Here is a 13,658-nt window from a genome sequence, read left to right as displayed (position 1 = left end):
CGCGGCGGCGGGCGAACCCGCGGCGGGAGGCGATGCGGCGGGGTCGGCCGTGCCGGCGGCAAGCGGCGACCGGGAAGCGTTACGGGAACGAGCTGTTGGACGCAAAGCGGAATTCGCGACGCTCATGAGCGGCTCCTCGAGAGGCATGATGGATCGCCGCCCAGGATGGCGGCGCATTGGCGGCCTGCCGGTCGCATCGCCACGACGTTGCTTCAGCGCGCTTCGATCGCCGCGCGCTGCCCGCGTCGTGTGACGGCCGCTTCTTGTTCAAGTCCTGCTGAATCGTGCTGGTAAGTGCTGATTCGTGCTGCCTGGTACAGCTAGCACCTTAGAGACGGCGACGGTTTGGCGCCACACTCGCGCGCATCCGCCCCGCTCTTTTGCGCCTTTTTGTTGTCTCGCTACAACGCAGGCCCGGCTCGAAAACGATTGCAAGCCGCTTTCACGTTGCTCGCGCGAGCGTTTCGGCGAGCACGTCCACGCTCTCCGAACGATCGTTCGCTTTCCTTACCGTTTACTCTGGACACCGCCCTGAAAGTCACCCAGAAAGCGCGGCTCGGCAAGCCCCGTCCGGCCCGTTTGCGCCACGAACACGCCGCCCGCGTGCGGTTCGCGCTCCAGCGTGTCGCTGTCGAGTCCGTCGCGCGCGCTCGTCACATACAGCGTCGAATAGCCTTCGCCGCCGAGCGTCACGCACGTCGGCTGCACCGTAGGCACGCGGATGCGCTCGGTTTCCACGCCATCCGGACCGTAGCGCACGACACATTCGCCCGCCCACTGCGCGTTCCAGAGGCCGCCTTCGCTGTCGACCGTCGAACCGTCCGGCTCGCCTTCGTGCAACGGCACCTGCACAAAGAGCCGATCGTTTGCAATCGTTCCATCGGCACCGTAGTCGCAGGCGCGAATCTCGCGCGTGAACGAATCGGCGTAATACATCGTGCCGCCGTCGGGACTGAAGCCGATGCTGTTCGAAATCGCCGCCACCGGCAGCGGCAGTTTCTCCAGCGTGAGATCGTGATTGAGCCGATAAAAGCCGCCGATCTTCTCGAACGGCTTGCGCTCGTACTTCGTGCCGAACACGAAGCGGCCCTGGCGGTCGCAACGCCCGTCGTTCAGACGCGTCGGCAGATCGGGTTCCACGTCGACGATCGGCGTGATCTCGCCCGTGCGCAGATCGAAGAACGCAAGCCGCGAAGCGAGCCCGATCAGCAGCGTGTCCGGGTCTTCGCAGAGCGCGAAGCACGCGAGACGCTCGGGCATCGGCCAGACGCGATGCGAGCCGTCGGCCGCGTCGTAGCGCGCCAGGCTCGCGCCTTCGATATCGTTCCAGTAGAGCCGCGCGCTGCGCGAGCACCACGTTGCGCCTTCGCCGAGCGCGTTCTTTGCGTGCACGAGCAGTTCGGCGACGTCGTCGCGCGCCGGTTGAATCGGATCGCTCATGCCCAGCCTCCGTCCACCACGATGTCCTGCGAGGTGATCATGCGGCTGTCGTCGGCGGCCAGAAAGAGCGCCATGCGCGCGAGGTCGTCGGGTAGCAGTTCGGCGTCGATGCACTGGCCGCGCTTGATCGCCTCGCGGCCTTCGTCGGTGAGCCACAGGTCGCGCTGCTTCTGCGTCATCACCCAGCCGGGCACCAGCGAATTCACGCGAATGCCGTGCTGGCCGAGATCCTTCGCGAGCCCGCGCGTGAGCCCCTGCACCGCCGACTTGCTCATCACGTAGACGGGATAGTCGGCGTTCTTGAGCATCCAGCTGATCGAGCCCAGATTGATGATCGAGCCGCGCCCCGCCGCTTTCATATCCTCCGCCACGGCCTGCGCCGCGAACAGTTGATGGCGCACGTTCACGGCGATGCCCGCGTCGAAGAACTCGGGCGTGACCTCCGCGAGCGTGTGACGCTTGTCGTTCGCGGCGTTGTTCACGAGCACCTCGATCGGACCGAGCGCGGCCTTCACGTCGGCGATGGCGGCGCGCAGCGCGGCGATATCGGTGAGATCGACGCGCGCGAAGAGCGGCTTGTGACGCGAATCGCCGAGTTCGTCGGCGAGCGCTTCGCCCGCCGTCGCGTCGATATCGAAGAACGCCACGCGCGCGCCCTGGGCCGCGAAGTGCTCGACGAACGACGCGCCGATGCCGGTCGCGCCGCCCGTGATCAACACGACGCGGTCCGCAAGACTCGGATAACGCGCGAAGTTTTCATGCGCGTGGCGCGCGACGGCATTGGCGGGTGAAGACATACGTTGAGCTTCCTGGTTCTTCCTGGTTCTTTGAGTCGGGCCGCGGGCTTAATCGCGCGCGCCGCGGTTCTTCAACTGGTCGAGCAGCACCGCCGCGAGCAGGATCGCGCCGCGCACGAGGTACTGATAGAACGCGTCGATGTTGAGCAGGTTCATCACGTTCTCGACCGTGCCCATGATCAGCACGCCGATCACCACGCCCGAGATCGTCGCGCGACCGCCCAGCAGCGACACGCCGCCCAGCACGCACGCCGAGATCACGTTCAGCTCGAAGCCTTCGGCCGCGTTCGGCTGGCCCGAGGTGATGCGCGCGGCGAGAATCACGCCCGCCAGCGCCGTCACCGCGCCCTGAATCAGGAAGATCCACACGCGCGTGCGTTCGACCTTGATGCCCGCGAGCCGCGACGCTTCCGGATTGCCGCCGATGGCGAGCGTGTTGCGCCCGTACACGGTCTGATTGAGCATCACGCCGAACACGATGAAGCAGAACAGCGTGACCCAGATCGGCAGTTGCACGCCGAAGAAGGCCATCGTGCCCATCGCGATGAACGTATCCGACGACACGCCCACAGCCTGACCGTGCGAAACGATGAAGCCCAGGCCGCGCACGATTTCCATCGTCGCGAGCGTGGTGATCAGCGCGTTGATGCGCAGATACGCGATCACCGCGCCGTTCACGAAGCCGATCGCCGCGCCCGCCGCCACCGCCGCGACGATCGCGATGAAGGTGTTGTTGGTCGCGTTGAGCACCATCGCGCAAAGCACGCCCGCGAACGCCACGGTCGAGCCCACGGAGAGGTCGAAGTCGCGCGAGGCGAGGCAGAACATCATCGTGCAGGCCACCATGCCGATCTGCGAGATCGACAGCGCTAGGCCCAGCATGTTCTCGATCGAAAAGAAGTGATCGACGGTCAGCGACATCGTGATGAACATGACCGCGAAAATCACGATCAGGCTGTACTCGGTGATCTGCTGCCACCACTTCTGCTTGTCGCTGGTCTTCGGGATCAGCGCGTCGGCGGCGCTGTGCGCCACGCTCTTCGCTGCGTCGGCGGCTTCGGCCGCAAGATTGTCTCGTTGCATTTGCATCACTCCTTCCCCATCATGCGGCGCGACGCTGCGCGCCTTGCGGCAGCGCGAGGTCCAGCACCGCGTGTTCGCTCGCCGCGCTGCGCGGCAACTCGCCCGAAATCCGGCCTTCGCGCATCACCACGATGCGGTCCGACACGCCGAGCACTTCAGGCAATTCCGATGACACCATCACGATCGCGCAGCCGCGCTGCGCAAGCTGATAGATCACGTTGTAGATTTCGTGCTTCGCGCCCACGTCGATGCCGCGCGTGGGTTCGTCGAGAATCACGACCTTCAGGTCCGGCTCCGCGAGCCAGCGCGACAGAATCGCTTTCTGCTGATTGCCGCCCGAAAGAAAACGGATCTTCTGGCGGCGGCTCGGCGTCTTGATCTTCAGCAGCTTGATGAAGCGGTCCGCCGTTTCGGCCTCTTTCTTGCGGTCGAGGAACATGCCCGCGCGCAGGAAATGACGGCGGCAACTGATGTTGATGTTCTCCGAGACCGTGGCCATCGCGACGATGCCCTGCTCCTTGCGATCCTCCGGGCAGAGCACGATGCCGTTGCGGATCGCGTCGCTCGCGCTCTTCACGCTGATGCGCTTGCCGTCGAGTTCAATCTCGCCCGCCTTGCGCTTATGCGTGCCGTAGACGAGCTGCATCAGTTCGCTGCGGCCCGCGCCCACCAGACCGAAGAAGCCGAGAATCTCGCCCGATTTCACCTCGAAGCTGGCCGCCTCGTTGAGCGGATGCCCTTCGATGCCGCGCACCGCGAGGCGCACGTTGCCGTGCTCGCGCGGCGTGTAGTTGTAGATGTCGCTGATCTCGCGGCCCACCATTTCCGCCACGAGCGTTTCGCGCTTCACCTCTTCGAGCTTCTCGTGCGAAGCCACTTTGCGGCCGTCGCGGAAGATCGTGCAGGCGTTGCACAGCTCGTAGATCTCGTCCATGCGGTGCGAGATGTAGATGAGCGCGCGATTGTCGGCGCGCAGTTCGCGCACGAGCTTGAACAGCACTTCGGTCTCGCGGTGCGAGAGCGAACTCGTGGGTTCGTCGAGCGCGATCACGCGCGCATTGCGCAGCAGCGCCTTGCAGATTTCCACCATCTGGCGCTGCGCGATCGAGAGCTTGCGCAGCTTCGCGGCGGGATCGAGATCCACGCCCATCGACGCAAGACGCTCGCGCACGAACTTGCGCGCCTCGCCGCGCTTTACCCAGCCGAGCGCATTGGGCAGCGCGCCCAGCAGCAGATTCTCCGCGACCGTGAGGTCGGGCACGTATTGCAGTTCCTGGTGGATCACGGCGATGCCCGAACCGATCGAGGCCGCGGCATCCGCGAACTTCACTTCGTTGCCGTCGACGAGAATGCGGCCCGAATCGGGCTGATACTCGCCGCCAAGAATCTTGAGGAGCGTGGACTTGCCCGCTCCGTTTTCGCCCATCAGGCCGTGCACTTCGCCGGCGTTCACCTCGAACGACACGCCGTCGAGCGCGCGCACGCCTGGGAACACCTTGCCGATATTGTCAAAACGCAGTGTCGCTGACACTTCGGTTTCCTCTCATTCGATACGCTGCGGGCACGGCGGCCGGATCCATCGTCGGACCGGCCGCCGCCCCGCAGCGGGAAACACCTCAAAACCCTACGATCAGGCGCTTACTTCGACGCGAGACCCATCTGCTGACGCACGCTTTCCACGTTGTCGCGCGTGGCCAGCATGCCGGTCGTCAGCGTGAGCTTCGGCGGTTCCTTGCCTTGCGTGATCCACGCGTACATCAGTTCCGAGGTTTCCTCGCCGTGACGCTTCGGGCTGATGATGACGGTGCCGTAGAAGCCCGTCGGCTGCGGCTTCTTGAACTCGTTGAGCGCCGAGTCCGAACCGCCGATGCCGATGCCGATCATGTTGTCGGCCTTGAAGCCACGGCCTTCCGCTGCGCGCACGGCGCCGAGCACGGCTTCGTCGTTCAGGCCGTAAGCGACCCAGTGCTTGAACTGCGGGTTCTTCGTCAGCGCGATGTTGGCGGCGTTGAAGGCGTTTTCGGTGTCGGTCTTGGCTTGCGGCGCGGCGATGATGTTCGCCTTCGGGAAGCCCGCGGCCACCAGTGCGTCGGTCGCGCCGGCCGTGCGGTCGTGCGCCGTCGGCAGCTGCTCGTAGGTCACGTCGATCGCGCCGACGTCCTTCATGTCCCAGCCGCGCTTCTTGATTTCGGCGGCGATGCCGTCACCGACCTGCTTGCCGATGTTGTAGGCCGAAATGCCCATGTGCGGCACCGACTCGATCGGCTTGCCCGCGCCGTCGACGAGGCGGTCGTCGACCGTCATCATCTTGAGGCCGTCGGCCTTGGCCTTGGCGACGATGCCCGGTCCGAGCTTCACGTCAGGCGTGCAGATGATGAAGCCCTGGGCCTTTTGCGCAGCCAGGTTGTCGATCGCGCTCATCACCTTTTCGCCCGAGGGCGCGCCGATCTTCACCAGCGTGAAGCCCTTTTCCTTCGCGGCCGCTTCCGCGAACTTCCATTCGTCCTGGAACCAGGGTTCTTCGGGCTGCTTCACGAGAAAGCCGATCTTGACCGGATCGGCGGCTTGCGCGACGGGCATATGAGCGAGCACGGCCGTGGTCGCGGCGGCGATCAGCGTGAGGAAAATCCTGCGTTGCATGGTGTCAGTCTCCTGTCTTCTTCAGTCACGGGAAGGGTAGCGGCCGCTTGTTTTCGTCCGTCCGCTCGCGCGCGCGGCCAGCGCTGCGGCGAATGTCCTGCGTTTTCTTTTTGCCTTCGTGCTGCGTTTTTTTACTGCTGCCTTCTCTTCTTCGTTATTGCTTTTTTTGTTCGTCGTTGCTGCGTTACTGCGGATTCATTCGTGATGCAGCGCCGTGCGCCCGCCGTCGATGGTGATGCAGCTCGCGTTGATGAACGGCGCTTCGTCGGAGGCGAGAAACACGGCCGTCATCGCCACTTCCTCGGGCTTGCCGATGCGCTTCATCGGCGGCAATTCGAGCGTCGCGCGGCGCGCCGCGTCGGGATCGGGCTGCGCGTTCCACCAGTCGTGCGTCAGTTGCGTCTCGATGTAACCGGGCGCGATCGCGTTCACGCGCACGTTCTTCGGCGCGTATTCGATGCCGAGCGCGCGCGTGAGGCCGATCACGCCGTGCTTGGCGACCGGATACGGGAAGCAGCCCGGAATGATCTGAAACGCGTGTGTCGAGGCGATGTTGACGATGCTGCCCGCGCGGCGCTCGACCATGCCCGGCAGCACGGCGCGGCAGCCGTTCCAGACGCCGTCGAGGTCGACGGCGAAACAGCGGCGCCAGTCGTCGTCGGTCATCGTCAGCGGATCGGCGAACACGTTGATGCCGGCGTTGTTCACGAGCACGTCGACGGGACCGAACGCGCGCTCCGCTTCGCTCACGGCCGACTGGACCGAGGCCGATTGCGTGACGTCGGTTTTGACGGCGAGCACGCGCGCGTTCGCGTGCGCGGCGGCGATGTCTTTGGCCGTGGCCTGCGCCGTTTCCAGATCCAGCTCCGCGAGCACGACGGCCGCGCCCTCGGCGACGAACGCGCGCGCGATCGCCGCGCCAATGCCGCGTCCGGCGCCGGTCACGAGCGCGACCTTGCCCGCGAGACGATTCATGCCTTCGCTCCCTGCGCCTTGGCGGTTTCGCGCCAGCCCGCGATGAACGCGAGCGCGTTGGCGCGCGTGGCCGCCACGTCCTGGCCCGGCTTGTAGAGCGCCGAGCCGAGGCCGAAGCCGCTCGCGCCCGCCGCGAGTTGCGGGCCCATGTTGTCGGGCTTCACGCCGCCCACGGGCAGCAGCGGCACGATCGCCGGAATCACCGCGCGCCACGCCTTCGTGACGTCGGGGCCGAGTTGTTCGGCGGGGAACATCTTGAGGCCGTCCGCGCCGTGCTTGAGCGCGGCGAACGCTTCGGTCGGCGTGGCGACGCCCGGCACGCACGCGAGACCTTGCAGCTTCGCGGCGAGGATCACGTCGGTGTCGGCGTGCGGCATCACGATCAGTTCGCCGCCCGCGGCTTTCACGTCGCGCACGCGCTCGGTCGTGAGCACGGTGCCCGCGCCAATCAGCGCATCCGCCGGCAGCGTGGCGCGCAGCGCGGCGATGCTCTCCAGCGGCGACGGCGAATTCAGCGGCACCTCGATGATCCGGAAACCCGCTTCGTAGATCGCGCGGCCATGTTCGGCGGCTTCGGCGGGCTTGATGCCGCGCACGATCGCGACCATGCGGCACGCGGCGAACGCGGCCACGAAGCCCGCGTGCGGCGTGTAGGGAGCGGGCAGGTTCAGTTCGGGTTGCATGACGGGTCCTGTTCGTGTGTTCGGTGCTTGACGTTGCTCGATGTTGCTTTGCTTGCGTGTCTGTCTATGTATCTGCGTGCGATGGCATCGTGCGTCGCGACGATCAGCTCGCGGACACAAGGCCCGCGCGCACCGCGATGCGCCACAAGCCGCGCTCGGTCGCATGGCGCACGAGATGCGCGCCGGTGCAGCCGAACTGCGCGAGCGCGAGCTTGTAGCGCTCGCACAGCGCGTCGGCGCCGATCAGTTGCGGCGCGCAGGCGGCCAGCGCGACGTCGCGGCGCGCCAGCACCGCTTCGAGTCCCGCGAGTTCATGGCCGATCACGAGGCCCGAGAGGTAATCGGGCTGCTCGTCGGGCGCCAGTTGTTCGGTGAGACCGAGCGTGCGCGTGCTGAACGCCGTGGCGAGCAGACCCGCGCTGCCGTGTTCGCGCGCGACGCTCACGCCGCGCAAAAACGCGGCCGTATCGGGCGCGGCCGGACGCTTCATCGTGCGGCCGAGAATCGTGTGCGCCGAGAGCGCCGCGTAGACCTCGCCCGTCATGAAGGTGTAGAAACGCGCGATGCGCGCGCCTTCCACCACGGCCCATTTCGCGTGCGTGCCGGGCAGGCCGATCAGCGCGGCTTGCGTGGCGGCGGCGCTATCGTCGTCGCGTGCGGGTTGCGCGCTCAATGCGCCGAAGATCTGCGTTTCCTCGCCGCGCATCACGTTGGGCAGCGCGCCCGGTTCGAGCACGCCCGGCACCACGGCCACGTCGACGCCGCACGCCGCGCGCACCTTGACGATGCCGCCCACCAGCGCGTCCTCGCCCGCGGGCGTTTCCACGTAAGGCGCCTGCAGCCAGCCTTGCGCGCTGCCGACCATGCCGGCCGCCAGCACCGGCAGCGCCGGCGTTTGCGCGAGCCAGACACCGCAGGCTTCGTCGAACGCGGCGTCGAAGCCGCCCTCTTCTGCCGGCACCGGCAGATTCATGATGCCCGCCGTCGAGACGCGCGTGTCGAGCACCTCGCCCGCCGCATCGAACAGATACGCGCGCAGCGAAGTCGTTCCCCAATCGAGCGCGATCAACGCGGCCTGGTGCGTGCCCGGCTGCGCCGCGGCGCTGGTGTCCTTGCCCTGTTCCATGTGTTCTTGTGTGGTGCGGCCTGTCATCGGCGAATCCTGCGCGTAGCGGGTTGCGGCGCGCGCCAGCCGAGTTCCTGCGAGATCGCGCGCGCTTCGCGCTGCACGACCGGAATCAGTTCGTCCATGCGTTCGAGCGGCATATAGGGAATCGTGCTCGCCACCGAGAGCGCCGCGACGATCGCACCCGACGCGTCGCGCACAGGCGCGGCCACGCAGCGGATCGACACTTCGTTCTCCTCCAGATCGAACGTGTAGCCGCCCGCCGAATAGGTGGCCATGCGCTTGATGAAGGTGTCCGGGTCGAGGCTGTGATCGGGGCGGAAGCTCACGCCCGCGAGCGTGCGGCGCGACGCTTCGAACAGATCGCGCCACGACTGCGGCGGGAGGTCGAGCATCATCGCCTTGCCGATGCCCGTCGACGCGAGCGGCATCCGGTGCCCGACGCGCGAGCGCATTTCGAGGCCGCGCTGGCCGGGGATCTTGTCGATGTAGAGCACGTCGTCGCCGTCGCGCACGCCCATGTGGATCGTGTCGAGCGTGGCGTCGGCGAGCGCTTCGAGATGCGTGCGCGCGACCGCCGTGAGCGGCATCTGTTCGAGCGCGATGGTGCCGAGTTCGATCAGCTTCGGGCCGAGCAGATAGCCGCCCTGCACCTGACGCAGATAGCGCGCCTGCACGAGACTCGACACGAGGCGGTGCGTGGTGCTGCGCGTCGTGCCGAGCACTGCGCCGAACGAGCGCAGATCGCGCACGCCGGCGGCGGCCGCTTCGAGGATCGCGAGGCCGCGCAGCAGCGTCTGCGTGCCGGCTTGCGTCGAGCCGTCGAGCAGCGCGCCCGGCAGACCGAGGATTTCATCGCCGCCGGAGCGGGCCTTCGTGGAAGTCACGGACGCGGACGACGCGGCGTGCTGGGCAGCATGCACGGCGTGCGCGGCATGGGCGGCGACGGCTTCGGGCGCGGCCTGGCCGTTCGAAGCGGCGGCGAGGCGTTCGGCGAGCGTCGGGGACATCGCTTTATTCATGGCGAGGTCGATCAGGTGGACGTGGGAGAGCGCGCGGCGTCAGACGACGGCGCACGAGCCATGGTTCGGTGAGGGGCGATGCGCTCGGGCGCAAGGCGGCGCCCGGTGCGTGGACGCACGGCGAGTGGCCGCGTTTTCCGCAGGCTGGAACATGGCAAACGTCTCCGGTTTTCGCCTGGCTGGACGGACGCTGCGCGCCGCCGCCGGGCTTTGTCTTGAGTGGTGCCGACTGCGCCGGGCGCGCCTGTTTTGCCATTGCTGGGCGCGCCCTGTCGGATGGGTTGGATTGTAGGGCGGTTTTTCCGCGATCTCCAATATGTGATTGGGGCGTTCATATATTGGGATATCCGACCCTGGCCGGACGGACAACGCCGCGGGTGAGCTTGATGAAATCGGGGGCGCGATCCGGCGGCGATCCAGAGACTTGAGCGATGTCAGGCCCGATGCGTGTCGGGCCGGAATCGGCGCTCAGTTCTCTGGAGGAGATATAAGATTTTGTATAAGCTCACCCTCGATAAGCCGGTGAAGTTTTGCGGCAGCGCGCGCGACGACCTGAACAGGTTTCCGGTTGCGGCGCGCAAAGAAGCCGGGCGGCAACTACGCCTCGTGCAAAGCGGCGAAGATCCGCAAGACTGGAAGCCCGTCAATCCGATCGGTCCCGGCGTACGTGAAATACGCGTGCGCGAAAAACGCGGCGCGTTCCGCGTGATTTACGTCGCGACTTTCCGCGACGCGATTTACGTGCTGCACTGCTTCCAGAAAAAGAGCGAAAAAATCACGTTCGCCGACATGTCGCTCGCAGCCCGCCGTTTTCGCGCCATTCGCAATCAGGAGAACCTGCCGTGAAAATCGAGACCTTCGACAATGTCTGGGACGCCATTGAGGACACGCCCGGCGAGGCCGCCAACATGGACCTGCGGTGTCAGTTGATGTTCGCGCTCGAAGAACACATCAAGCGCAACAACATGAGCCAGAAAGAAGCGGCGAAACTCTTCGGCGTCACGCAGCCGCGTATTTCCGATCTCGTACGCGGAAAATTCGAACGCTTCGGCATCGATATGCTTGTGAATATGGCTGCCACCGCCGGCATGAGAATCGAGTTGATCATCCACGAAGCCAAACCGCGCGAAGCCAACGCCCAGAAAAAAACGGCCGCCCGCTAACCGGACGACCGTCTTTCGCTTTCCGCCTGCCAGAGCCCAGGCGCCAGCGCGCTTGAACCAGGCAAGCGCTTTACTTCCCAGCCGGCGCCTTATACGCCACGCAATCCACTTCCACCTTGCAGTCGATCACCATGCTCGACTGCACGCAGGCGCGCGCGGGCGGATGATCGCCGAAGTACTCGCGGAACACCTTGTTGAACGACTGGAAGTCGCGTGCGTCATCGAGCCAGACACCGCAGCGCACCACGTGTTCCGGGCCGTAACCCGCTTCCTTGAGGATGGCGAACACGTTCTGGATCGTCTTGTGCGACTGCTCGACGATACCGCCGTTGATCACCTCGCCGTTTTCCATCGGCGTCTGGCCCGAGACGTAAAGCCAGCCGTCGGCTTCCACGGCGCGCGCGAACGGCAGATGTTGACCGCCCTGGCCCTTGCCGCCTTCCACTCCATATCGTTTCATCGTTTGCTCCTTTGAGATCGTGCAGCGCGCGCCGTCTTGCGCCGCGCCGCGTGTCGAAATTGAATCGGCTTAAAACGCCACGCTGGCGTTGGCCCCAGCGTCCGCATGCGTTTCGCGCGGACCGCGCGCCACGAAATGCCCGGCGCGCTCGCCGGTCGGCTGGCCGTCGCGGTACGACAGCACGCCGTTCACCCACACGGCGTCGATGCCCTCGGCCACCTGCTGCGGCTTGTCGAAGGTCGCGGCGTCGCGCACCTTCGCGGGATCGAACAGCACGAGGTCGGCATGCCAGCCCACGTGCACCTCGCCGCGCTGCGCGAGGCCGTAACGGCGCGCCGACAAACCCGTCATCTTGCGCACCGCCTCTTCGAGCGGCAGCAACTGCTCGTCGCGCGCATAGTGGCCGAGCACGCGCGGAAACGCGCCCCACAAACGCGGATGCGGCAGCGGATCGTTCGGCAAACCGTCGGAGCCGACCATCGTCGCGGGATGCGAGAGGATGCGGCGCACGTCGTCCTCCGACATGTTGTGATAGACCGCGCCCGCCGGTTGCAGGCGCTTGCCCGCTTCCTGCTGCGAGACGCCCCATTCGGCGGCGATGTCCTTGATCAGCTTGCCCGCCTGCTCGGGATGCGGCGTGGACCACGTGATCGTGATGTCGATGTCGCCCGTCACCTGCTTGAGGTCGAGCGTCGACGAACTGCGGCTGTACGGATAGCAATCGCAGCCCACCGGCTGATACTTGCGCGCGCCGTCGAGCGACGCGAGCACTTCCGTGCTGCGCCCCCAGTTCGACGGTCCCGCGCATTTCAGATGCGAGATCACCACCGGCACGCGCGCGTGCTTGCCGATGTGATACGCCTCCTCCATCGCGTCGAGAATCGCGTCGAATTCCGTGCGCATATGCGTGGTGTAGAGCGCGCCCGCGGCGGCGAGCGGCTCGGCGAGCATGGCGACTTCCTCGGTCGAGGCTTCGTAGGCGGAGCCATACGCGAGTCCCGTCGACAAACCGAGCGCGCCGTTCGCGAGCGCTTCTTCGAGTTGCGCGCGCATGGCCGCGACTTCGTCGCGGGTCGCCGCGCGCTTGAGGTTATCCAGATGATTGTTGCGCAGCGCCGTATGGCCGATCAGCGCGCCCACGTTCACGGCGGGCTTCGCCGCATTCACGGCCGCGACATACGCGGCGAAAGTCGGATACGCGAACGCCTCGCGCGCGCCGAGCAGATTCATCGGATCGGGCGGATCGCCCTTGAGCGCGACCGGCGCGGCGCTGATGCCGCAATTGCCGACCACTACTGTCGTCACGCCCTGGCTGATCTTCGGCAGCATCTGCGGCGAGCGGATCACGTGCGTGTCGTCGTGTGTGTGCACGTCGATGAAACCCGGCGCGAGCGCGCGCCCGTTCGCCTCGATCACTTCCTCGGCGAGCCAGTTCGACAGATTGCCGATGGCGACGATGCGTCCGTCGCGCAACGCCACGTCGCGTTCGACGGGCGGCGCGCCCGTGCCGTCATACAGCATGGCGCCGACGATCAGCGTATCGGCGGCTTCGGGGTGCGAATGCATGTCAGTCTCCCAGTGGCTGGCGCTCGCCGCCGCGCCCGGCGGTGCCGCGATGCGCGTCGAGCGTGTGCTTCATGCGGCGCAGCAATTCGCGGCTGGACTCGGGCTGCGCGAGCGCGAGTTCGGTCACGAGCACGTCGAGCGCCATCAGCATCGCGTAACGCGACGACGACGGCTTGTAAATAAAGTCGGTCTCGCTCGCGACGATCGGCACGAGCCAGTCGGCGAGCGCGGCCAGCGGCGACGCGGGCGCGGTCACGGCGATCAGCTTCGCGCCGTAGTCGCGCGCGATGCGGCACGCGTCCAGCAGTTCGGGCACGCGTCCTGTTAGCGACAACGCGACGACCACGCAATCGGGCGCGAGCGTGCTCGCCACCATCCGCTGCAACAGGCTATCCTGGTATGAGGCGACGGGGCGTCCAAGGCGTACGAGGCGAAAGCGCATTTCGTCGGCGAGCGCGCTGGAACCGCCGCCCATGCCGAACACATAGATCATGCGGGCCTGCGCGAGCGCCGCGGCGGCCTCGGCGAACGGCGCCTGGCGCAGCAATTCGTGATTCTGCTCGAGTGCGGCGTGAATCTCGCCGTAAACCCGGGTAGCGAGGGGTGCGTCCGTGTCGGGCGCGTCGGGCGCGGCGTTGGCTTTGCCGGCATCGCGCCTGGCGCCTTTGGCGCGCTTTGCCTTCGCAGGCTCGCCCTGCCCGGC

Annotated in this window: 14 protein-coding genes; 2 read left to right on the top strand and 12 right to left on the bottom strand. The window is 66.4% G+C overall.

Translation table 11 applies throughout. From position 1 onward, the window contains the following. Positions 1 to 507: 507 nt before the first annotated feature. The 9 genes from G3N97_RS29525 to G3N97_RS29485 form a co-directional block, all read right to left on the bottom strand. Positions 508 to 1,440 (bottom strand): SMP-30/gluconolactonase/LRE family protein, encoded by a 933-nt coding sequence (locus G3N97_RS29525; RefSeq protein WP_205996484.1) that lies wholly within the window; start codon positions 1,438 to 1,440, stop codon positions 508 to 510. Beyond that, on the bottom strand, positions 1,437 to 2,237 hold the full coding sequence (locus G3N97_RS29520) for an SDR family oxidoreductase (RefSeq protein WP_205996483.1): 801 nt from the start codon (positions 2,235 to 2,237) through the stop codon (positions 1,437 to 1,439). Before G3N97_RS29520 ends, G3N97_RS29525 begins: the two co-directional genes overlap by 4 nt. A gap of 48 nt (positions 2,238 to 2,285) precedes the next feature. Continuing rightward, the gene (gene araH / locus G3N97_RS29515) at positions 2,286 to 3,326 is read right to left on the bottom strand and encodes an L-arabinose ABC transporter permease AraH (RefSeq protein ID WP_074981509.1); all 1,041 of its coding nucleotides are present in this window, start codon (positions 3,324 to 3,326) and stop codon (positions 2,286 to 2,288) included. A gap of 13 nt (positions 3,327 to 3,339) precedes the next feature. After that, a complete protein-coding gene (gene araG, locus G3N97_RS29510; RefSeq protein ID WP_124260958.1) occupies positions 3,340 to 4,851 on the bottom strand; it encodes an L-arabinose ABC transporter ATP-binding protein AraG in 1,512 nt (503 codons plus the stop codon). A gap of 107 nt (positions 4,852 to 4,958) precedes the next feature. Further along, positions 4,959 to 5,960, bottom strand: coding sequence for an arabinose ABC transporter substrate-binding protein (locus G3N97_RS29505; RefSeq protein WP_065063109.1), 1,002 nt, complete (start codon positions 5,958 to 5,960; stop codon positions 4,959 to 4,961). A gap of 195 nt (positions 5,961 to 6,155) precedes the next feature. After that, positions 6,156 to 6,935 carry an SDR family oxidoreductase gene (locus G3N97_RS29500; RefSeq protein ID WP_205996482.1) on the bottom strand — a complete coding sequence of 260 codons (780 nt, stop codon included), beginning with the start codon at positions 6,933 to 6,935 and terminating at the stop codon, positions 6,156 to 6,158. Beyond that, on the bottom strand, positions 6,932 to 7,618 hold the full coding sequence (locus tag G3N97_RS29495) for a 2-dehydro-3-deoxy-6-phosphogalactonate aldolase (protein WP_065063105.1): 687 nt from the start codon (positions 7,616 to 7,618) through the stop codon (positions 6,932 to 6,934). Before G3N97_RS29495 ends, G3N97_RS29500 begins: the two co-directional genes overlap by 4 nt. Positions 7,619 to 7,721: 103 nt before the next feature. Next, positions 7,722 to 8,744 carry a 2-dehydro-3-deoxygalactonokinase gene (locus G3N97_RS29490; protein ID WP_241030905.1) on the bottom strand — a complete coding sequence of 341 codons (1,023 nt, stop codon included), beginning with the start codon at positions 8,742 to 8,744 and terminating at the stop codon, positions 7,722 to 7,724. Positions 8,745 to 8,767: 23 nt separating this feature from the next. Further along, entirely contained in the window at positions 8,768 to 9,766 is a 999-nt protein-coding gene (locus G3N97_RS29485) for an IclR family transcriptional regulator (RefSeq protein ID WP_205996480.1), read from the bottom strand. Between the two features lie 492 nt (positions 9,767 to 10,258). On the opposite strand from G3N97_RS29485, the gene G3N97_RS29480 reads away from it, so the two are divergent. Both G3N97_RS29480 and G3N97_RS29475 read left to right on the top strand, forming a co-directional pair. After that, positions 10,259 to 10,612 carry a type II toxin-antitoxin system RelE/ParE family toxin gene (locus tag G3N97_RS29480; protein WP_205996485.1) on the top strand — a complete coding sequence of 118 codons (354 nt, stop codon included), beginning with the start codon at positions 10,259 to 10,261 and terminating at the stop codon, positions 10,610 to 10,612. Continuing rightward, positions 10,609 to 10,929, top strand: a complete 321-nt coding sequence (locus tag G3N97_RS29475; RefSeq protein ID WP_205996479.1) for an XRE family transcriptional regulator — start codon at positions 10,609 to 10,611, stop codon at positions 10,927 to 10,929. Before G3N97_RS29480 ends, G3N97_RS29475 begins: the two co-directional genes overlap by 4 nt. 70 nt (positions 10,930 to 10,999) lie before the next feature. Here the strand turns inward: G3N97_RS29475 and G3N97_RS29470 are convergent, their stop codons facing one another. From G3N97_RS29470 to G3N97_RS29460, 3 genes are all read right to left on the bottom strand, one after another. Next, complete coding sequence (locus G3N97_RS29470; RefSeq protein WP_065063098.1) at positions 11,000 to 11,389, bottom strand: RidA family protein; 390 nt, start codon at positions 11,387 to 11,389, stop codon at positions 11,000 to 11,002. 69 nt (positions 11,390 to 11,458) lie between these two features. Next, positions 11,459 to 12,955 carry a D-aminoacylase gene (locus tag G3N97_RS29465; RefSeq protein ID WP_205996478.1) on the bottom strand — a complete coding sequence of 499 codons (1,497 nt, stop codon included), beginning with the start codon at positions 12,953 to 12,955 and terminating at the stop codon, positions 11,459 to 11,461. 1 nt (position 12,956) lies between these two features. Beyond that, on the bottom strand, positions 12,957 to 13,658 hold a 702-nt coding region (locus tag G3N97_RS29460), incomplete at its 5' end, for a MurR/RpiR family transcriptional regulator (RefSeq protein WP_205996477.1).

Source organism: Paraburkholderia sp. Ac-20347 (assembly GCF_017104805.1).
Classification (GTDB): domain Bacteria; phylum Pseudomonadota; class Gammaproteobacteria; order Burkholderiales; family Burkholderiaceae; genus Paraburkholderia; species Paraburkholderia tropica.
Note: the sequence above shows the minus strand (reverse complement) of the source record. Positions and strands in the feature narration are given on the sequence as shown.